At 31.7% G+C, this 20565-nt stretch carries 20 protein-coding genes; 2 read left to right on the top strand and 18 right to left on the bottom strand.

Annotation, left to right across the window (positions count from 1 at the left end; genetic code table 11):
* Nucleotides 1–2 precede the first annotated feature (2 nt).
* The 12 genes from RTP52_RS01955 to RTP52_RS01900 form a co-directional block, all read right to left on the bottom strand.
* The gene (locus RTP52_RS01955) at nucleotides 3–1499 is read right to left on the bottom strand and encodes an oligosaccharide flippase family protein (protein ID WP_312106355.1); all 1497 of its coding nucleotides are present in this window, start codon (nucleotides 1497–1499) and stop codon (nucleotides 3–5) included.
* 11 nt (nucleotides 1500–1510) lie between these two features.
* Complete coding sequence (locus RTP52_RS01950) at nucleotides 1511–2791, bottom strand: O-antigen ligase family protein (protein ID WP_312368879.1); 1281 nt, start codon at nucleotides 2789–2791, stop codon at nucleotides 1511–1513.
* A gap of 35 nt (nucleotides 2792–2826) precedes the next feature.
* Nucleotides 2827–3939, bottom strand: a complete 1113-nt coding sequence (locus tag RTP52_RS01945; protein WP_312368878.1) for a sugar-transfer associated ATP-grasp domain-containing protein — start codon at nucleotides 3937–3939, stop codon at nucleotides 2827–2829.
* A gap of 12 nt (nucleotides 3940–3951) precedes the next feature.
* The gene (locus RTP52_RS01940) at nucleotides 3952–5025 is read right to left on the bottom strand and encodes a glycosyltransferase (RefSeq protein ID WP_312368877.1); all 1074 of its coding nucleotides are present in this window, start codon (nucleotides 5023–5025) and stop codon (nucleotides 3952–3954) included.
* A 20-nt stretch (nucleotides 5026–5045) separates the two neighbouring features.
* Complete coding sequence (locus RTP52_RS01935; RefSeq protein ID WP_312368875.1) at nucleotides 5046–5957, bottom strand: ATP-grasp fold amidoligase family protein; 912 nt, start codon at nucleotides 5955–5957, stop codon at nucleotides 5046–5048.
* Between the two features lie 51 nt (nucleotides 5958–6008).
* Nucleotides 6009–7127, bottom strand: coding sequence for a glycosyltransferase (locus RTP52_RS01930; protein WP_312368873.1), 1119 nt, complete (start codon nucleotides 7125–7127; stop codon nucleotides 6009–6011).
* A 33-nt stretch (nucleotides 7128–7160) separates the two neighbouring features.
* On the bottom strand, nucleotides 7161–7664 hold the full coding sequence (gene pssE / locus RTP52_RS01925; RefSeq protein WP_312368871.1) for a PssE/Cps14G family polysaccharide biosynthesis glycosyltransferase: 504 nt from the start codon (nucleotides 7662–7664) through the stop codon (nucleotides 7161–7163).
* Complete coding sequence (gene pssD / locus RTP52_RS01920) at nucleotides 7661–8239, bottom strand: PssD/Cps14F family polysaccharide biosynthesis glycosyltransferase (RefSeq protein ID WP_331660700.1); 579 nt, start codon at nucleotides 8237–8239, stop codon at nucleotides 7661–7663. Before pssD ends, pssE begins: the two co-directional genes overlap by 4 nt.
* Before the next feature lie 28 nt (nucleotides 8240–8267).
* Nucleotides 8268–10331 carry a sugar transferase gene (locus tag RTP52_RS01915; protein ID WP_312368869.1) on the bottom strand — a complete coding sequence of 688 codons (2064 nt, stop codon included), beginning with the start codon at nucleotides 10329–10331 and terminating at the stop codon, nucleotides 8268–8270.
* A gap of 95 nt (nucleotides 10332–10426) precedes the next feature.
* Entirely contained in the window at nucleotides 10427–11296 is an 870-nt protein-coding gene (locus RTP52_RS01910; RefSeq protein ID WP_312368867.1) for an ATP-grasp fold amidoligase family protein, read from the bottom strand.
* 72 nt (nucleotides 11297–11368) lie between these two features.
* Nucleotides 11369–12244: an ATP-grasp fold amidoligase family protein gene (locus tag RTP52_RS01905; RefSeq protein ID WP_312368866.1), complete on the bottom strand. Its 876-nt coding sequence runs from the start codon at nucleotides 12242–12244 to the stop codon at nucleotides 11369–11371.
* Nucleotides 12245–12480: 236 nt separating this feature from the next.
* Entirely contained in the window at nucleotides 12481–14493 is a 2013-nt protein-coding gene (locus RTP52_RS01900) for a peptidoglycan-binding protein (RefSeq protein ID WP_312368865.1), read from the bottom strand.
* Nucleotides 14494–14779: 286 nt separating this feature from the next.
* Here RTP52_RS01900 and RTP52_RS01895 point away from each other — a divergent pair, with 286 nt between their 5' ends.
* Nucleotides 14780–14947 carry a hypothetical protein gene (locus RTP52_RS01895; protein ID WP_312368864.1) on the top strand — a complete coding sequence of 56 codons (168 nt, stop codon included), beginning with the start codon at nucleotides 14780–14782 and terminating at the stop codon, nucleotides 14945–14947.
* A gap of 238 nt (nucleotides 14948–15185) precedes the next feature.
* On the opposite strand, the gene RTP52_RS01890 is transcribed toward RTP52_RS01895, so the two are convergent.
* The 5 genes from RTP52_RS01890 to RTP52_RS01870 form a co-directional block, all read right to left on the bottom strand.
* On the bottom strand, nucleotides 15186–15689 hold the full coding sequence (locus RTP52_RS01890; protein WP_312368863.1) for a transcriptional repressor: 504 nt from the start codon (nucleotides 15687–15689) through the stop codon (nucleotides 15186–15188).
* A gap of 48 nt (nucleotides 15690–15737) precedes the next feature.
* Nucleotides 15738–15875 (bottom strand): FeoB-associated Cys-rich membrane protein, encoded by a 138-nt coding sequence (locus RTP52_RS01885; RefSeq protein WP_312368862.1) that lies wholly within the window; start codon nucleotides 15873–15875, stop codon nucleotides 15738–15740.
* Between the two features lie 118 nt (nucleotides 15876–15993).
* Nucleotides 15994–18138, bottom strand: a complete 2145-nt coding sequence (gene feoB, locus RTP52_RS01880; RefSeq protein ID WP_312368861.1) for a ferrous iron transport protein B — start codon at nucleotides 18136–18138, stop codon at nucleotides 15994–15996.
* 163 nt (nucleotides 18139–18301) lie between these two features.
* Nucleotides 18302–18523 (bottom strand): FeoA family protein, encoded by a 222-nt coding sequence (locus tag RTP52_RS01875; RefSeq protein ID WP_312368860.1) that lies wholly within the window; start codon nucleotides 18521–18523, stop codon nucleotides 18302–18304.
* 47 nt (nucleotides 18524–18570) lie between these two features.
* Nucleotides 18571–18792 (bottom strand): FeoA family protein, encoded by a 222-nt coding sequence (locus tag RTP52_RS01870; RefSeq protein ID WP_312103342.1) that lies wholly within the window; start codon nucleotides 18790–18792, stop codon nucleotides 18571–18573.
* 287 nt (nucleotides 18793–19079) lie between these two features.
* Here RTP52_RS01870 and RTP52_RS01865 point away from each other — a divergent pair, with 287 nt between their 5' ends.
* Nucleotides 19080–19445: a metal-dependent transcriptional regulator gene (locus RTP52_RS01865; RefSeq protein ID WP_312368858.1), complete on the top strand. Its 366-nt coding sequence runs from the start codon at nucleotides 19080–19082 to the stop codon at nucleotides 19443–19445.
* A 37-nt stretch (nucleotides 19446–19482) separates the two neighbouring features.
* Here the strand turns inward: RTP52_RS01865 and RTP52_RS01860 are convergent.
* Nucleotides 19483–20565, bottom strand: a 1083-nt coding sequence (locus RTP52_RS01860) for a pre-peptidase C-terminal domain-containing protein (protein WP_312368856.1), incomplete at its 5' end; no start/stop codon positions are given.

The following is a 20565-nucleotide window of genomic DNA, read 5'->3' as shown; positions in this document are numbered from 1 at the left end:
TCTTAATCTTTTAATATCTTCTCATTTATTTTTAAAAATTTAATCTTACTTAATATCTTTCTGACAAGTTTTATTCCTATTAAATCACTACGCATAGTCCGATTGGATAAGATAATTCCAAAGTACACTAACATACATATAAATATAGAGATAAATTCCCAAATTACAGCGTTGCTTACCTTTTGCAATACTATAGCTATACACCCCATCAATAAGGATGCTATAATAGTTGGTGCTACATTTTTAAGTATTCTTAAAAATGATATTCTTAATGCTACCCAAAGAAGAACCAAACCTACAAATACATATTCTAGTTTTACTAAGGAACGAGTTATATACAGTGCTCTAAAACTTATTTGCGAAGTAATAACTAAAGCAGGAACAAGGACAACTAAATGCAAAAATTGTGTTAGAAGTGCTAAATGAGGTTTTCCCTTACTTCGAAAAACTTCACTAATGTTTTGTCCAAATATCACATTGATTGCGCTAATTAATGCCCAAAGTCCAATAAAATCTTTTGCTTCTGTCCATTGAGAACCAAGCAGAATTTTAGTTGCTAAGCCACGGTATAGGAATAATCCAACTCCCATAGGCATAACAAACATGGATATCATCCTTTGAAATGTAAAAAGTGTCTTTTCATATTCTTTTTGGTTATCTTTTAACCGTGATAAAGCAGCAAATAAAACGGTTGCAGTGGAACCTGTAATGATAGCCATATAACTATCTACAGTAGTCATTGATATTTTATATAATCCAAGATAATAATCGCTTAAATAATATCCTACTATAAAAGTCCCTGTATAGGATACTAACCACATAGTTATAATATCTAAAAATGTCCACATACTAAACGAGAACATTTCCTTAAAATGTTTGATATTAAAGTAAAATCTTGGCTTCCATTCAGACCTTATGGTAAGCCCGATTGCATTAATTATATTCGATGTTAGGGTACCAATTAGTAAAGCCCAATAATTTTTATAAATCATTGCCATAGGTATGGTAACTAAAAATGGTACTCCAGAGCTTATAATCCGAACAAAAAAAAGTGTTTTAAAATCGAAATTTCTACGATATCTTGCTATTTGGATACCTGAAAAAGTACTCAGTAGTATACTTAGGCTAGCTAAACTTATTGCAAAACCTAGCTCTGGACTTCCTAGCATTCTAGCAATTTGGTTTCTTGTAATAAATATTAGTACGTATATAAAAATTGAAAGCACGAAATTAGACCAAAAGGCTACTGTTGTACTATTATCTAACTCCTCTTTGTTTTTAAATTCATGTTGAACTAAAAAATTTTGAAATCCTGCATCTGCAAATATCTCAGCTAAACTTGTTATCATTGTTATCGTAGCTACTATTCCAAACGCTTCTGGTGTGAGAATTCTTGCCAGAATCATATTGGTAATAGGAGATAGTATTTTTACTAAAATTTCTGTAATTGTTGACCACTTTGTAGCTTTCACTACTTTAGAATTAAAATTTTCACTCATTGATTATCCTATCACCCGCCTTCCTTTTGCATTCTATTTATTAAACTCGCACCACAGATGCAAATTACATTTATCATTTGGGTTAATTCATCGTTATAAGTTATCTTTATAAAGTCAGTTATTAATCTAACAATAATTGCAACAAATAAGAAAGCGCATAGCTTTCGTAAACTCCCATTCGTTCTTTTTAAATTCAATCCAAGAGTGATACAGCTTAAAACTGGTAGAATATAATAAAGGAATATACCAACCACTCCTAATCCCGCTAGTATTTCGATATAATTACTATGAGCATAGGTTTCAGAAAATAAATCATAATAATGATAGGCATAATATGCATAATTTCCAAAACCAACTCCTGTAAAAGGATGCTTTTTAAACATGTCTATTCCATATTTCATCATATTTATTCTGGTATAGGAACTTGCATCCATAGTATAAGAGGAGTTAAATACCCCAAATACTCCCTCAATTCTAAAACCAATTAATTCATATAATATAGGAATATTAAAAATTGCCCAGTATAATATAAATGATAATATGATTATTGTTGGAATTATTTTAATGAATAGAAATCTTCTTTTTTTAGCAAGTATAATGTATCCAAAAAAATACATAATAAGCATAAGAATAGCTGCCCTGGATTTTGTAAATAAAAGAATAAAACTTAATAACAAAATCCATACTAAATAAATTTTACGTTTTGATTTGTCGTAAAAATACAACCATACAAAGGCTAATAAAGCGCATAAATTACCCATGGCATTGGGATGGTGTCCGATAGAATACCCTATTCTACCTTTATCTGAAGACGCTGAAAAAGAGCCGGTTAAAGCATCTACCCATTCAGATGGTTGTGTTTTTAAGATCAAAAAGGCTATCATAATAATACTTGCTATAGCAATTCCAAATAAAACCTTTTCTATCTTCTCTATACTTACTAAATATAGCGTCATTAGGGAACAAATTACTATCATCTGACCTACGCTTACAGCTGCAGCCATTGTTTTATCTATTGCTGGCGACCAAAGAACGGAAAGACAGCACCACAAAAAAAACATTCCATATACAACTACATATTGAGTTGCAAATATTTTATTCAATTTTTTGATAGCGATTATTCCCATGTAGGATATAAAAATTAATTGAACACCATATAAAAATGGGACAATTGATCGTAAAGCAATAAATGCAACTGTTAAACAAAAAATTAGTAAATTGCATATATCTTTAGGAATTCGTATTATGAATTTTCTATTTTGAAACATTGAATTATAATTGAGATTATTCATTTTATATTCCTTTACTCAAATTTCCCACCTTTCTCCTATTTTCGAATTAACCTTAACATCCTTCCAGTATTAATTCCAAATGCGCTTTCTCCATTTGCCATTTGTGGGAACCCCAGACTTTGACCCAGCATATTTGTCTCAATTAACACTACGTTTAAATCGTCATCGATAGTAAAATCCCAAGAAACCATTTTAACTTGTGGTGTATTTAAATGGCAAAAATATGCCATTTCTAATACTTTAGGTATATTGGGTATAAAATAATCTCGAAAAGCCACTTTACTATTGGGATGGTGACTATATTTCGTTCCAATTTCAGCATAAGCATATGGTTTTAAATACCCGTCTGGTGATATACCTATAAAAAGTCCACCGGCACCTATATTATCAACTTTATTCCCATCACAGCCTAAACGAAGGGCTAAAGGAAGATAATATAAATTGTTATCTAAAATGTATGTAATCACTCTTATTGTATTTAATGATTCTCCATATAGTGCTTTCAATTCTTTACAATTTATAATATGTTCTTGAACAATAAAATTTACTTTGTACGATTCTAAAATATCCTTACAGGACTTTTTAGTAAATTCATCTATGCCATTAACAAACTTACAAATCATAATACCATTACCTGAATGTGTTCCAATCGTAGGTTTAACAACTACATAATCGGTATTGCTAATTAAGTTGCAGGCTTCCTTATAATTTATATTCTTTCTTTTGCTTCCTATATTAGTATAAAAGGTCCCATAACTATTACCAATTAATGTTTTAGGAATTCGAAGTCCTCTCACTGACTTATATAATGGTTCTAAAAGGTTTTTATCTTCTAGTGCCATACTAATGCTACGAGGGTTTAATAAAGGTTCTAATTTCGTTGAAAATAGAATTTCTGGGAAATAATTTTTATCAAACTTTCCGGTATAACTTTGATAAAAACGATGCCACTTTGTAGAATAAAATTTTCCATAATATTTCTTAAAATTTCTTTGAATTAAATTCATCTGTTTCTTTGATAAATTTACCTTTTCCCATAATTTTTTATATCTCCAGATAAATTTATATTCTCCTACTTTTAAGCCTATTTTAAGGCTTCTATCGATTAAATGATTTAACAAAGCTCGCTGTTTTTTTAAAATACCCATATGAAAACCCTTTCAAATTATATCTATCCACTTTTTGCAAATCTTTGATACATCATATTTTTTTCTTACTTTAACCGCTTCTGTAGAAAGTAAATTAGCAAACTCCTTATCTTCGATAATTTTTAGCATTGCACCACTAAGTGCTTTTACATCTCCTACTGGAATTAATATACCATTTTTATTATTCTCTATTACCATAGCCGCGCCACCAACAGGACAATCGGTACATATAGATGGTATTCCCATTGCCAATGCTTCTAACATTGAGTTAGATATGCCCTCAAAATCAGAAGAGGAGACATAAATGGAAGCATTCTTAATACGTTCCATTAAGTTGTCTACGTAACCAGGGAATTTTACTTTCTCTTCAAGATTTAATTTTTTTCTCAGTAATTTTAACTCTCTTAACATATGACCACGACCATAAATAATTAATTTATAATCCTTGTGTATTTGGGACACCTCATAAAAGGCAGAAATCAACATGCTGAAATTCTTTTCTTCTGATAAACGTCCTGCTGCAACAATGACTTTTTTACGTGATCCTTCATAAACATTTGGCAGGTTAGGAGATATGGGATTTGGTATAATAAAACTTTTCCTTTGTATTTTTGAAGGATAGCATTTTTTAGCAAATCTAGTTTGAAAAACAATACTATTTGCCAATGGATATAATATTTTTTTAAATATTCTAATGTATAAAGGTTTTTTTTCATTTACATTAATTAGCAAAGGGTGCGCACGTTCTGAAATAATTACTCTTTTTTTTAAATTTATGCAAGAAAGAATAGTGAAAAAATTAATATCAGTCAAAAATGATATTATGGTATCTGCATTTAGTTGCTTTATTATTTTTCTTATTTCATATATTCTTTTATATAAAATATAAAATTTATTATTATTCTTATAGGTTAACTGAACATAATTTACTTTACTATTTAATTCATAGGTCCGCTCTCTATTTCTAACTACTATCATAGTAACATCAAAACCTTTATCAGCTAAATAATTTGCAAGAGTCGTCATTACTCTTTCAGATCCACCACCCGTAAGGCTTGCATTCACAAATACGATTTTCTTTTTCATTTATTTTAAATCTATCCTTTTTAGTTTTTTCTTTCTATTGGAAGGTGAATAAAGCTTCCAAATATTACGTCATACTTATAGGGTTCATATTTTTCAAGACCACTACATTGATAAAATGTCATTTCACCAAAATATACTTTTCCATTGATGTTGTAAAAATCACACCTAACATGAATAAGATCCTTTGATAACTTTTTACATAACCGAATCATTTCATCAAAACCTTCGGGCTTATCTATTATCTTCTCACTATTTTTATAATAATTAATTACAGGTAAGCTCTTAAAGTTCATATCAAACATGTCTGAACTAGGATCCGAATCTCTATTAGAAATAATATCTACTGTTTTTGGTTGCCCATGATAACACATAAATTTATAATCTTTTAAATCTGCTCCTGATTCATCCACTATATATTCTTCTGCAACAATTCTAGGTTTTATATCCTTATAAACCCATTCTCTTGTATTTATATAATAGTTCCTTTTTAAATAACGGTTTAATTTTTTTCGAGCAGCTTCCCTATCAAATGTACGTTTATCTTTACAAATTATGACTCCTCCGGAATCGTGCGTGCATTTTAATACAAATTGATTTGGTAATTTATTAAAATCTATATCTTCAAATTTATTCCATACCCCTAACAAAGGAATTAAATATTCTTCCCCTATGGTCTTTGCAATATATTTTCTAACTTCATATTTATCCACCAATTTAGTGTATTTTGGATTTCTGTCATATAACTTTAGCCATTGAACTTTTTCATTGTATGTCTTAGGATTTTTAAGATTTAATCGTTTTCCCAATCTGAATTTAAATAGTATTTTAAGATATGCTTTATCTAACCATAATGTTCCATATAATACTCTTCCTAAAGCATATATTAAGTACAAACCTGGCTTTTTCATAAATCGTTTTAATAGATCCTTCATATTTTAATTCACCTTATCCTTATATTTTAATACATTTATATAATCTATTTCTTAATATTCTTTGTTTAATACCTCACTCCATCTATCGATAATGATATCTCTATCTAAATACTCGAGTATTTTTCTATTATTCCAGCTCATAGACTCTTGTAACTCTTTATCGCTAAGAATTTTAATCATTGCTCTAGCCAGCTCCTTTTTATCATTCCTAGAGACTACATATCCATTTACACCATCTATTATTAATTCTCTTGCAACTCCTGTCGGAAAATCAGTAGAAATAACAGGGAGTCCTGAAGCCATGGCCTCTACTAAAGCATTGGGAAATCCCTCATAATCTGACGTCATAACAAAAAGTTCCGCATCATTAACACTTTGCATTACGTTATTTTTTACTCCCATTAAAAATATATTATTTTCTAAATGCAGAGAGCGAATTTTATGCGTTATATTATCATATTCCGGACCCTGTCCATATATCTCAACAATATAATCAGAATAATCTCTCTTTATTTCATGAAATGCTTCAATTAATAAATTATAATTTTTTTGAGTACTTAATCTGCCTACTGCAACAATTAATTTTCTTCTTTTTTCAGGTACTGTCTGCGCGATACATTCAAAATTAATGGGATTTGGTATAATTTTTATATTTGTCTTTCTATTCAATTTTTTAAAGTATTTTCTTACTCTTTCACTTTGGCATACCAAACAATCTGCTTTCGGATAAATGAATTCGCAGATTTTTTTAATCATATATCCTCTTTTCAATGGGTCACTGCGCTCTGATATCACTACTGGTACATTCCTTATAAACAACAGGCGTGTTATAACAGCTAACAAATTAGAATACGTTAAAAATGATAATACTACATCCGGTTTATATGTCTTTAAACAGTATAAGTAGTAAAAAAAGCTCTTTATCCCACTAATAATCAGCTTAACTATACGAATTAATTTATACTTTGATTGAATTGACCCCTTTGCTCCTACTATCTTTACCCTTGGATCAAGCCTGTAAGCGCTGTTAGAGTCCTTCAACGATACTATTAAAACTTCATTTCCCCTCTTAACATATTCATTGGCTATTGTTGCCATAACTCGTTCGGCACCGCCCATTACCATACCAGTAATTAAAAATAAATATTTCTTTTTTTTATTTGGATTCATCCTATTCCTAATCCTCTTCGCTTTATTTTTTAACTACTTTATAGAATACCAACTTTCTTTAATGAAATTATCTATTAAATTAACTATTGCCATGGGGTCTGTATTCTCCCAGGGAACTATATCTGCTGTACCTTCATAATATGCCTTGATAGCATCACCTAAATCATCCATATTAGAAACGGATAGTAAGTATTTATTTGAAGCAAAGGCCTCATTAATTTGTATTTGATGATCATTTATATGCTCACCATATTTCTCTAATCTGGCTACCGCTATTACCTTCTTTTTCGCGTTTAAGGCTTTCATAATAGAGCCCGAGGCTCCATGACTTATTACAATATGAGCCTCATTGATTTTAACTTGAAATTCTTCTTCTGATATAAAATCTTTGTATGGGTAATGTTTTGGTTTATATGCGGAAGTACCTATTTGAGCAAACATATCCTCCTTAATGATTCCTTTCTCACATAATTCATCTAGTTTTACAAATAGGCGGTTAAATTGGTAACTTCTAGAACCTACGCATATAAAAATCAATATAAGCACCCCCCGTAGATTGCTTTTTTATAAAACTTTTTCTGGGATTCCCATTGAACAATAAATAAGTCAGTATACTTTTCCATTCTTTTTCCTGCTTCAGTGGGCATATTAGCCCTACCAAATGTTTCGATGAAGATAAATTTTTTATGAAAGATAATAGATAATATATAAAAGGGATAGGCAATCATAGTACCAGTAGTAATAATAAAATCAGGGCGTTCTTTTAACCAAATAAATAATGTATATATGGAGTTATATAACATTTTTAATAGCATCCATTTATCTTTTAAATCAGTCTGCTTCATGAAATACTTTGCATTTTCGCTAAACTGGGTTTTCTCAGTAATAAAGAAGCCACTATACTTATCTATTAGTGGCTGCAACTTTTTAAGCTGTTCCCAATGTCCTCCTGAGGAAGATACGAGACATATTTTGGGCTTATGAGTATGTTTACCTTTAAATTCATTATATGGCTCTATTTTTTTCTTTACCTTTTCCAATTTTCTCTTCATTTTTTTACTATATGATAACTCCTTCCAATTATAACTCCATAGAACATTAATATTTTCCATAGGGATTTCCAAAATTCATAAAGTTTATCTACCTAGAACCTCTTCCAAATAATACAACTACTACTGTCTTTAACAATATCTTTAGATCCAACTTAAATGACCAGTTATCGATATATTCCAGATCCAGCTTAACCACTTCTTCAAAGTCCTGTATATCACTTCTTCCACTAACCTGCCATAACCCTGTCAATCCGCATTTAAGAGCTAGCCTCCGCTTATGCCTTCCTTCATACCTAAGGAACTCATCTTCTGTAGGCGGTCTGGTTCCTACTAAACTCATTTCTCCTTTTAAGATGTTAAAGAACTGTGGAAACTCATCAAGACTTGTTTTTCGCAGAAACTTACCTACTTTTGTTACTCTTGGATCGTCTTTCATTTTAAACATAAAGCCATTCATTTCATTTTGGTTCATCAATTCTTCCTTGCGCTTTTCTGCATCTATATACATGGAACGAAATTTATATATTTTAAATCGTCGTCCGTTTTTACCTACACGTACTTGTGAGAAGAAAATTGGTCCAGGTGATTCTAATTTAATTACTGGAGCTAGGAACACAATCAATACTAAAGTTAATATACATCCTACTATCCCTCCCACAATATCCATAATCCTTTTCAAATGTTTTTGGGATTCCTTTATTAAACGAGTGCTAAAACTTAGTGAATAGTACCCACTTATTTCGCGAACTATTTTCTCACGTACCTTTAATCCAAATGTATTAATACTTAAGTTAACCGTTATTCCCATATTTACAAACTCAAGTATTGTCTCATCTAAATCAATAGATAAAGAGGAGTCGCTAGGAAGATATATAAATACTTCATCCACTACCTCTTGTCTTGCTACTTCATACATATTAATTAAATTTGCCTTAACAGGTATTCCTTCAATCCATTGCCCCATTAATTTCCTATCTAATATGGTTAAGTAAGTAACTTGATACTCCCAATCATTCTCTTTTTTAATTCTATCTAAAACTTCTTTTGCCTTATCAGAAGTTGTTATTATCATAAGCTTATTACTGGAGCCACTCTTTTTATAAACAGATAGTAAAAAAAACTTAAAATACAATCTGGTTATATAATTAATTAATATATTGAGTGTAAAAAAATTAAAGAAAAAATATCTCGAATAGGTTGTTCCTTCCTGAAAAACAAACATTATGAAAGTAAGTGTTACCGCAAGCAAACAGTTTATTTTAATAATGGAAGTTAACTCCTCTAGGAATCCTCGCTTAAAAATTCTACTATAGGTATCATATGCATAATATATTGCTATATATAAAAGAAGGATGAATATAAATGCAATTCCATACATAATCCTACCCCAATATCTGGTTATTCCTCCATAACGTATCCATGTTGTTATAAAGAAAGATAATAAAATACAGCCTAAATCTACTACTAGCAAATATTTATTTGGGGTATTTTTTTTAATGAGTTGTTCCTCGTACATCTCTTCCTTTATAAATAAATGATTTTTCTTCGCTATGCATAGACAAATATTAAAAAAAAAAAGCACTACAGCTAGGAAAGATAAAAATACAGTAGAATCAAAAAACTCCTGTTCAAATGAACTTTCGCTGAAGTAAAAATAATTTCCGTTCATATCGGATACCTTTTGTATATCTCCTTGTAGCTTATATACTAGCTTTAATCCACAAGTTTTATATATTTGCTTCGTTATATTTAAGACTATTTCTCTTGAATTTATTGGCATGTTTTTAATATCATGTTCTTTTTCCAAGCTCATAATTGCAGCTATATCTTTCATTTTATCTTCTAGCTGGTTTAAAGTTTCTGATCCTAATTGCACGTTTGCACTTTCAAGGTAACTTTTTAAATATTCATAATAGGTTTCTCTTATCATAGTTGATTGAAAATTTGATGTAAAAGTAGTATTAATAAGTATATTTAAAATAGCATTTTCCGTTTCATTCAGATTATCATCCTCTATATGTACTTCATAGGAATATGCTTCTGTTTTTTTATCAGCATTATTTAAAAAACTGATTTTTTCAGTTATTACTATACAAAAAATAATCAGTAGTACAGATATTGTTATGCTAAAAAGCATATTATGTTTATTCAACAAAAACACCTCTTTTTTGATTCAATTTGTATATTATATTGCTGAATTGTCGAAAATGTTACTCTTAACAGTAAATGAATGAGATAAAGTTATACTTACTTTATCTCAATCCAGCTTCCGATTTCTTCTTCAATTTCTATTGGATTCATCGTTACGAATCCAGAGTCACACATAAATGTTAATTCACCAAAATATATTTTAGAATTCAATATATATAAATCAACTCTAACATGCACAAAATCTTTCGATAAAATTTCTGCACACTTTAGTAATTGATCTAATTCCTTAGGTTTTTCTACAACTAAATTGGGATCTATATCTTTCATAGAAATATTCTGAAAAGGATTCCATTCCAAATCATACATATTACTTCGGTAATTCGTAAATCTGTCAACATGTGCTATAATAAATTTAGGCTTCCCATGAAAACAAAATATTTTATAATCCACCGGTGAGTAACCTCTTCCATCATCAAGGAATTCTTCTATAATAATCCTTGGTCTTATGACTCCATAAAACCATTCCCCATAGCATGGAAGATACTTTTCTTTTAACCTCCGCTTTAATGTTCTAATTGTTTTCGAATTATTTAATTCGTTTTTATTCTTACAAATAATATTCATTCCGCTTCCATGTGTAACTTTAATTACAAATTGCCCGGGTAAATCTTTAAATGGAATATCATCTGGGTTATACCCTTCCCAAAGTAACTTTGTAAGTATATTTTCATAACCGCATTTTTTTACAAATTGCCTTACTTCATATTTATCTGCACATATTGGTAGCAGTTTATTTTTATAATTAAGCTTAAGCCACTGAAGTTTTTCAGTATACGTCTTTGGGTTTTCTAAATTTAACTTTCTATGGGTTCTCAATCGATATAAGATTTTAAGATCTAATTCTGGGTTAATTCTATATAATAGGTTCATTGGTGCTAAAATAAATTTCTTTACACTCTTATTCATTCTATATATCTCCTTAATAAAAAAATAGCCTATTTACTTAAGCTCTCATTAATCATCTTTTTAAGAATCCTCTTATTTAGGTAAAGGTAATTTAATCCAGCTGCTTATTTTTTTCTCCATTTCTTTGGGAGAAATGGTTCCAAACCCAGCTTCATCAGCGAAAGTTAATTCACCAAAATATATTTTAGAATTCACTATATATAAATCTACTCTTACATGTATAAATTCTTTTGATAGTATTCTGGCATATTCTAATAATTTATCTAGTTCTTTTGGTTTTTCTACATGTAGATTATGATCAACATATCTGGCAGTAATGGGAAATGGCTTCCATTCTATATCATACATTTTCCTTCGATGATTTATGAATCTATCAACATGTGCTGCAATATATTTTGGTTCTCCATGAAAACAAAATATCTTATAATCTTTAGGCACTTTACCTGTTCCGTCATCAAGATATTCTTCTATAATTATTCTTGGTTTAATAACTCCATAAAACCATTCACCATAGCATGGAAGATACTTTTGTTTTAACCACCGTTTCAATTTTTTTATTGTTTTTGGAATACTTAAAAGATTTTTATTTTTACATATAATATTCCATCCACATCCATGTGTTACTTTTATTACAAATTTCTGTGGTAGGTTATCAAATGGTATATCATTAGGGTCATACCCTTCCCATAATAATTTTTTAAGTGTACTTTCGAGGCCACATTTTTTTACATATTGTCTTACTCTATATTTATCTGCACAAATTGGTAAAAGTTTATTTTTATAATTGAGTTTAAGCCACTGTAGTTTTTCGGAATATGTCTTTGGGTTATTTAAATTTAACTTTCTACCAGTCTTCAAGCGATATATAATCTTTAAACATAATTCAGGTTTAATTCTATATAATAAGTTCATAGGTGCTAAAATAACTTCCTTAAACCTCATATTCATTTTACATATCTCCTTTAGATGATTAAAATAAAAAGTAACTATTGTGTTACTTATTCTTTACTCAATATATGTTAGGATTATATATAATAGTATTTGTACTTTTAATATTGTTTCATAGGCAGCTTCCATTTGTCCGCCAGACCAGAAGTTCGATTGCGCCATGCTGAGCGCACATAAAAAAGCCAGGCATGACTAATAGCTATGCCTGGCATGAAACACATTAAACCCTGATGAGGTTAAAATACATATCCCATATAATGTGTTGAATTGATCAATTTTTCCCAAGTAGAATAATTTACTACTCCTGTTTCTTTTAGTTTATTATCTTTTTGAAACTTCTTTATGACTGTTTCGGTGCTCTTTCCATAAGTGCCATCGACAGTCACCTTATATCCGAGGCGATTTAATCGTTGTTGAAGATTCTTAACATCAATTCCACTCATAACAGAACCATTTTTATATTTTAATTCTCGAAATGGGCTCTTTCCTTGATACGATAAGAATTCTAGTCCAAGATATTGAAAATGCATGGTATCTGCAGAAATTTCAAAGTCACCTCCCCAGAACCAACCGTAGCTTGCAAATATCTCAATCACTTCATCTGGAATGCAATATGGATTCGATTTATTTCTTAAATCATTTCCTTTTCCTAGGTAATAGTCATTGTCATAATCTCCTGGATTTATATCAATTGCAGCACCAAACGAATGAATGGATAGCAAAGTGGATTTATTAAGTCCTACCCCTCCTATCTTTCGATAACTATATCCTATCATTGTCTTTATTGGAAACTTCATTGGTAAATCATAAATTTCTTTATAGATGCTAGAAACTCCATTTGCAAGCTTCTTATGGATTGTTAGCTTCATTGTTGAGGAATACTTTTTCCCTGCTGAATCCATCTTCCATACCGGAACGGTTATTACCGTCATATTCTTAGCTGCTTCCGCTGCAGATCGGAATCCAACAGGCGCATCATATATAGTATATGCTTTATAATTTGTATTCATAAGGAACTGATAACGTGCGTTGTTGCTTTCGGTTGGAATTTTAGCTTTGTAAGCAATTGGAGTAGGAGTCGGAATTGCCGTTGGTTTTGGTGTTGGCTTAGGGATAACTGTTGGTTTAGGTGTTGGTTCTGGCTTCTTCGTTGGTGTCGGTGTAGCAGTTGGAATCGGTGTTGGTATTTCTTCATCAAAATACTCTTTCCCATTCACTATCTCAAGGATTCTACCTGATTCCTTTCCAATATCCCTTCTCTCATCCACCTCCATTAAGATAGAAAGATAATAATGGCCATTTTCTCCTTTCGCTAAAACGATTTGTCCATTTCCAAGCATTTTGCAATTTCCTGAAAATACTGAAACAATGTTCATGTTCTCAGGTACTGTCACACTTTTAGCATCTATCAAACTCTGATTAACACAAGCTTTTCTTACAGTCATACCATTGCTATTTTCATATGTGATAAAATGATTATTTTCTGATAAAACCTCATTCATAAAATCTTCATTCAATAATTCGTAAACAATGGAATAGATATCATATAGCATTGTCTTCTGACTTTTATTGTAATCTCCATTTACGTTAGAGTAATTCGTATTTATTAATCCAATATTTCGTGCAACAGAATTCATCATAGCAATAAATGTGGTGTCATTACCAGCAATATGATCAACGATAGCTAATCTAGCATCTTCACTTCCTGTGAAATAAAAACATAGAAGTAAATCATAGAGAGAAATCTTATCTCCTTCTTTGAATCCGAAGATATTATCTCCCTTGAGTGAAGCAGCACGCTTACTTACTGTTACAATCTCTGTAAGTGGAGCCTCCCTTAATGTAGTTAAGATAAACATCAAGTCATTAAACTTCCCAAAATAGGAGCGGCTGGATAAAAAGGAACCACCTAATAATTCACTCGCTGTCATATCTACTAACATCGCCTTATTCTCTGTTGAGATTGTTGCTTTCTTTGACATATTTAAATAGTCTATCTTCTCACCGAACTGATTTAATGTCTCTGCATCTATATTAAGCTCGTCTTGATTTATATCGTCTTGTGCGCTCTCCTCTTGTAGTTCGTTTGTGGCGCCTTCCGTAGTCTTAGCTAGTACTATCCCTGGAGCTATATTACTCCCAAGAAGTGCTACAATTAATAAGAGACTTAGCCATTTGATACATTTTGTACTTGTGTTTTGCATATCTTCTCTCTTAGTAATAACCTCTCTTGTACTTTTTTTGTTCATTGAATACTTACTTCCTCCCTACTTGCGAGCAAACAGCATATTGCTCATCTTATCTTATTAAGTCTAGGTTCAATCTTTGTTAAAAATATGGCAGCTTCATAACGATTCTGTAACATAAAAAATTTAAAACGACATAGTTTTATAATAAATGCTTGTTTCAGTTTGGTAGGATTTATATCTTGCAAACAAGTAAGGTATGACCATTAGTCATACAATAACTTGTACCAAAATATACTATACAAGAAATAATAGTAACAGAAATTTTCCTATCGTGGGAGGTAATGTCATGGGATTATTTAAAAAATCAAAAAAGGTGAATGCCCTTAATACAGAAAATGAGACAAAAAAACTAGAAACTGATGTAAAAAAAATAGATTTCTGGATTTGTCCTAAATGTGCGACTCGAAATTTAAACTCAAGTCGAAGTTGTAAAGATTGTGGTTATTATCGATAAGGAACCCCAAAATACGATTCATAAATTCTCCTTGTCATTTATTACAGAAAAGTCGAGATATAGATTGATAAGCTCCCCTTGTTTAGACAGTTTAAATAATAAAAACTATTTACTACAAGGAGGATATCATATTCTTTTGTCCCGACTTTTTGCGTTATTAATATTTTGAATTATAGTGCTACTGTCTTCTGCTCTAATATACCAATTAATGCGTTGCCACTGCTGGTATGTGAACGTATCACGTCAACTTGATTCTTTTTACATTGCCTCCTTTTCTCATTATTACAGTAGCTATATTCTTATGCATTGAGAATCCACAGGCACTAAGTCCGGTTTCTAATACCTTCTTCCATTCAGATTCAGAAAGACGGTAGGTAGTATGGTCCTCTAATACAATTGACAATTCGCTGCTTGCTGCTATTAATGAAACCTGATAATTTTCTTTTTTTGATTGATTTAATTCTTTTTGAACCTCATAGAAAGGCGCATTTGTGCTATCAGGAAGCATAGTTTGAATATTCTTGCGTCTAAGGATCCCTATTTCTTCTAATGTATTAACAAATCGATAAATTGTTGCTAAACCAATCTCAAGATTACATTGCCTTGCTTTAAAAAATAGCTCTTTGCAACTCGTACACTCTTCGTTAAGAACAATATGAAGCAGCATAATTCTTGTTTTAGTAATCCTGTATCCGCTATCCTTAAGTTTTTTCAGTATATGATCTTCTAAGCTCTCAGTCACAATAAACTCCTATCACTTACCTGTATCTCTTTTAAGTTTCTATTCCTCTTAATGGCAACTACCACCACACTTGGAGCAATCACATCCACAGGAGCCAACCTTTCCCTTTTTTCTATCGTTATAAATGCTTCGGCATACAACCACGATAACCGCAACAACTACTAGTAAAACAAGAAATGTTCCCATATTTTCCTCCATTCCGGCGCGCTAACACCTTACAATTTCAATTGAACTTTGTTTGAAAGCATATACTTAAGCGTAATTTCTTTACGTACAGTTCATGCTATTTACACATTAAATAACTTTATTTTGCTAAAACTTTTTCATTTGGTCGAATCAATAGGTATATAAAAATTGCTGATATAAGTAATGCAATTACAGTAAACAGACCAAAGGTACCCAAGCTAATCCATGATCCGAATTGATAGATAACAAATGCTATAATATAAGCAAATCCAGTCTGGTAAAGAACCGCAAACCAGAACCATTTTGCATTATTCATCTCTCTTCTGATTGCTCCCATCGCTGCAAAACAAGGTGCACATAGAAGATTAAATACTAAAAAGGCGTATGCTGCAATTGGTGTCATACTGCTTGCAAGTGTTCCCCAAATTTCAACACCATCTTCTGCAACTTCTCCAAAACCATACAATACACCGAAGGTACCAACTACGTTTTCCTTCGCTATAAGTCCGGTAATGGTTGCAACTGTTGACTTCCATTCTCCAAATCCTAGCGGAGTAAAGATTGGAGCTATAATCTTTCCAAATGCAGCCAAGACACTATCATTCATATCCTCAACCATTCCAAACACTCCGTCTTTAAATCCGAAACTCTGGGCAAACCAAATTACAGTAGTAGAAAGTAAAATAATAGTACCTGCTTTTTTAATAAAGGAAGATCCTCTCTCCCACATACTACGAAGGATATTTCCTACCGTTGGCATATGATATGGAGGTAATTCCATAACAAACGGAGAAGGATCCCCTGCAAACATTTTCGTCTTCTTTAATATGATACCTGATGTAACAATCGCTGCAATACCAATAAAATAAGCACTTGGAGCTACCCACCAAGTTCCATTAAACAAAGCACCGGCAATCAAAGCAATAATTGGTAACTTCGCACTACAAGGGATAAATGTGGTCGTAATAATTGTCATCTTTCGGTCTCTGTCATTTTCAATTGTACGGGAGGCCATAATTCCAGGAACTCCACATCCACTACCAATCAGCATTGGAATAAAGGATTTACCGGATAATCCGAATTTACGGAAAATTCGGTCCATAAGGAAAGCAACTCGAGCCATATAACCACAACTCTCAAGAAATGCTAGGAATAGAAATAGTAATAGCATCTGAGGCACAAAACCAAGTACGGCTCCTACACCGCCTATCATGCCATCAAGAATCAAGCCTTGTAGCCAATCTGCACAATCAATTGCAGTTAATCCCTGCTCTACTAACACTGGTATTCCAGGTACAAAGGATCCAAAGAAGGAGAATCCTTCTCCAAATATTCCATCGTTCACCAAATCTGTCACCATGCCACCTATCGTTGTGACAGACACGAAATATACTAGAAACATCACTGCTGCAAAGATTGGAAGTGCCAAGATACGATTGGTCACTATACGGTCAATCTTATCCGAAGTAGTTAGTTTTTCTTTCCTCTGCTTTTGGTAACATTTCTTCGTAATATTTGTAAGGAACACATAACGTTCATTCGTAATAATACTCTCGGTATCCTCATCATAAAATTCTTCAAGCTGTGAAATTTCCGAGTTTACAACTGGCAGATTTTTAAATTGATTCTCAATCTTATCATCCTTTTCCAGTAATTTAATTGCAACAAAGCGCTTTTGTTCGATTGGAACCTCAATTGGCATTCTCTCTTCAATTTTCTCGATTGCCTCTTCTACCTCTGAAGAAAAACGAGGTGATTTTTCGACTAATTGCTTACTCTGCGCTAACTCCACTGCTTTTTTCGCTAAGTCAGTAATACCTTTTCCTTTTAATGCTGATATTTCAACAACATCACAGCCTAATTCTTCTTTCAGTTTATCGATATGTATCTTATCCCCGCTTTTTTCAACCACATCCATCATGTTGATTGCCATAATTACAGGAATCGATAATTCTAAAAGTTGAGTAGTTAGGTATAAGTTACGTTCTAGATTCGTACCGTCGATAATATTGATAATGGCATCTGGCTTTTCTCCCATCAAATAATTTCTCGCAACAACTTCTTCTAATGTGTATGGTGATAGTGAGTAAATGCCCGGTAAATCAGTTAGAATTACATCCTTAAATCCTTTTAATTTACCTTCTTTCTTTTCTACGGTAACACCCGGCCAGTTTCCAACAAATTGATTAGATCCAGTTAAAGCATTAAATAAAGTTGTTTTCCCACAGTTTGGATTTCCTGTTAGTGCTATTTTTATTGACATTTAGAGCCTCCCTGTTTATTTCCATTCTTATTCTTTTATTTTATATCCTTGTTATAACGAGACTCAGTCTAGCCTTTGATATCATGTAATTCGTTCAGGATATAATTAGCATGTTTCACGTCTCTAATTGTGATTAGTTATTACTAACCTATAAGTAAAAAAATTACTCTACCTCTATCATGTCAGCATCTGCTTTACGTAAAGATAAAGAATATCCTCTTACAGTTAATTCTATTGGATCCCCAAGTGGCGCTACCTTATTTACATGAATATCTGTTCCCTTGGTTATCCCCATATCCATTATACGACGTTTTATAGGACCGGTACCATTGATTTTAACGACTGTTGTTGTTTGCCCACATGGAATTTCTCTAAGTGTCTTCATGTTTCTACCCTTCTTTCTCTTGATCCATTTCTATTACTTTTAACAAATTATCCCTGAATCTGAATCATAATTTTACTAGCCAATTCCTTATTTAACGCAACTCTCGATTCTTTGATATTGACAATGATATTACCGCCAAGTTCAGAAACTATTGTTACTAAGCTACCTGTAACGAAACCAAGACTCTCTAAAAATCTTTTTGTTTCTTCTTTACCGCTTATATTTTGTATAACGCTCACTTCACCTTTTTTCGCCATGGATAATGGCATAACCCTCACGTCCTTCCCAATTAGTCCTTCCTTCTTTCTGACAGTTAGTATATACTAACCAATGTTTGATGTCAATAACTTAAATGAGAATATTTCTCATTTACTAATTTTATATTTTTATAAACCACTTCATATCCGTCGATTGTTAAAAAACTATTGGTATGCGCCAAATGAATGTAATCCAAAAGTAGTACTTCCTAATTTGATATTATGTTTATATTATGTTATACTGGACGATATACTGGATGATATAATTTTACAAATTGTCACTTAGAAATGAGGTTTTTATGAAAATAAATGAATCATCTGAAAATTACTTAGAAACAATATTAATCTTAAGTAAATCCTTACCGGTCGTGCGTTCCATTGACATTGCGAATGAGTTAAATTATAAGAAATCCAGCGTCAGTGTTGCTATGAAACACCTAAGAGAGAATGGATATATTACTGTTACGGATGCTGGTTTTATTTATCTCACTAATTCTGGTAAAGAAATTGCAGAGATGATATATGAACGCCATAATCTTCTTACTTCTTGGCTTGTAAGCCTTGGGGTTGATAATGAAACCGCTGTCGAAGATGCCTGTAAGATGGAACATGTAATTAGCAAAACAAGCTTTGAAGCAATAAAAAAATGCCTGCAAAAATCATAAATGATTATTTGACTGGCATTTTTTCTATTTTATTAAACTACTTTTCTTTCGTAACTTGAACACTATAATTACCAGATGAGCCTGATGTTCCTTTATAAACTTTTATATAGTAGGTTCCTTTCGGTAATGCATTTGTAAAAGTTCCTGTTCTTTCTTTCGTATTATTTGTTATTTTAAGATTGTTAAATATGAAATTAACAGAATCGCTTTCCATTTCAAAGCGCATGGTATTATTGGTATTTCCGCTAACATTTATTGCAATCTTGGTACTTTCTTTCAATGTAAACTTAAACCACTCTGCAGTAGTGTCCTTGCTGTCTGCTAAAATAACTCCACTCTTCGCTTTTCCACCTAAGCTTAACGCAGTTGCATCCGCTTTTTTTGCAGCTCCATTATCTTTTACTTTTTGAAAGGAATAAGAGATAGAATAGATACCAACACTTGATCTTACCTTAATATAGTAAGTTCCCTTTTTAACACCATAGTACATGGTATCCTTCCTCTGGACATTAACATATTCTTCTTTTTCTAATTCTTTCTTCTTAGAGTCTAAGATACTCATATATGCTATACTACCATAAGGACTGTCTGTCTCCATTTTCACACTTATGTAACCCGTTTCTTCAATAGTTATCTTATATAATGTTTCTTTTAGATCGGAGCTAAGATAGCCTACCACTGTTTCTCCTTTTTTTAATGTTTGGTCCTTATTTAGCACCTCACTATAAGTCACATGAAAGGAAATCTCCTGTGGTTCATTTCTACGTGATAATTCATATGTAACAGTATAAGTACCGTCTTTTGGTATCTCAATTGTTTTTTGTGTTTCCTTATCCCCGTAAAAACGAGTTACAGAGCCCACTTTTGTTTTCTTCTGCACATCTGAAAAAATAGTTAACGTTACCATACTATACTTCGTATCTTGTGTATCAGCAACATTAATGATTAGAGCACCTCTAGATAATTTTAATTCTTCGGAATATGTGTTTTCTTCTTCTGGAAATGTTATGGTATTAACTACTGCGTCTTCTTTTGATGTAGTATAGGCATTGATCACTGATTCCTCAGCATAAACTTTTCCTGACGGGATGATTAACATCAAACTTAAAATAATTAGTAG

Source organism: Lachnoclostridium sp., assembly GCF_031997925.1.
Lineage (GTDB): Bacteria > Bacillota > Clostridia > Lachnospirales > Lachnospiraceae > Lachnoclostridium.
This window is presented reverse-complemented; position numbering and strand designations above follow the sequence as displayed.

What these genes read in the sequence shown, in the direction of transcription:
- RTP52_RS01955 (WP_312106355.1), bottom strand. Translation starts at nt 1,499, where the DNA reads ATGAGTGAAAATTTTAATTCTAAAGTAGTGAAAGCTACAAAGTGGTCA.
- RTP52_RS01950 (WP_312368879.1), bottom strand. Translation starts at nt 2,791, where the DNA reads ATGAATAATCTCAATTATAATTCAATGTTTCAAAATAGAAAATTCATA.
- RTP52_RS01945 (WP_312368878.1), bottom strand. Translation starts at nt 3,939, where the DNA reads ATGGGTATTTTAAAAAAACAGCGAGCTTTGTTAAATCATTTAATCGAT.
- RTP52_RS01940 (WP_312368877.1), bottom strand. Translation starts at nt 5,025, where the DNA reads ATGAAAAAGAAAATCGTATTTGTGAATGCAAGCCTTACGGGTGGTGGA.
- RTP52_RS01935 (WP_312368875.1), bottom strand. Translation starts at nt 5,957, where the DNA reads ATGAAGGATCTATTAAAACGATTTATGAAAAAGCCAGGTTTGTACTTA.
- RTP52_RS01930 (WP_312368873.1), bottom strand. Translation starts at nt 7,127, where the DNA reads ATGAATCCAAATAAAAAAAAGAAATATTTATTTTTAATTACTGGTATG.
- pssD (WP_331660700.1), bottom strand. Translation starts at nt 8,239, where the DNA reads ATGGAAAATATTAATGTTCTATGGAGTTATAATTGGAAGGAGTTATCA.
- RTP52_RS01910 (WP_312368867.1), bottom strand. Translation starts at nt 11,296, where the DNA reads ATGAATAAGAGTGTAAAGAAATTTATTTTAGCACCAATGAACCTATTA.
- RTP52_RS01905 (WP_312368866.1), bottom strand. Translation starts at nt 12,244, where the DNA reads ATGAATATGAGGTTTAAGGAAGTTATTTTAGCACCTATGAACTTATTA.
- RTP52_RS01900 (WP_312368865.1), bottom strand. Translation starts at nt 14,493, where the DNA reads ATGAACAAAAAAAGTACAAGAGAGGTTATTACTAAGAGAGAAGATATG.
- RTP52_RS01895 (WP_312368864.1), top strand. Translation starts at nt 14,780, where the DNA reads ATGGGATTATTTAAAAAATCAAAAAAGGTGAATGCCCTTAATACAGAA.
- RTP52_RS01885 (WP_312368862.1), bottom strand. Translation starts at nt 15,875, where the DNA reads ATGGGAACATTTCTTGTTTTACTAGTAGTTGTTGCGGTTATCGTGGTT.
- feoB (WP_312368861.1), bottom strand. Translation starts at nt 18,138, where the DNA reads ATGTCAATAAAAATAGCACTAACAGGAAATCCAAACTGTGGGAAAACA.
- RTP52_RS01875 (WP_312368860.1), bottom strand. Translation starts at nt 18,523, where the DNA reads ATGAAGACACTTAGAGAAATTCCATGTGGGCAAACAACAACAGTCGTT.
- RTP52_RS01870 (WP_312103342.1), bottom strand. Translation starts at nt 18,792, where the DNA reads ATGCCATTATCCATGGCGAAAAAAGGTGAAGTGAGCGTTATACAAAAT.
- RTP52_RS01865 (WP_312368858.1), top strand. Translation starts at nt 19,080, where the DNA reads ATGAAAATAAATGAATCATCTGAAAATTACTTAGAAACAATATTAATC.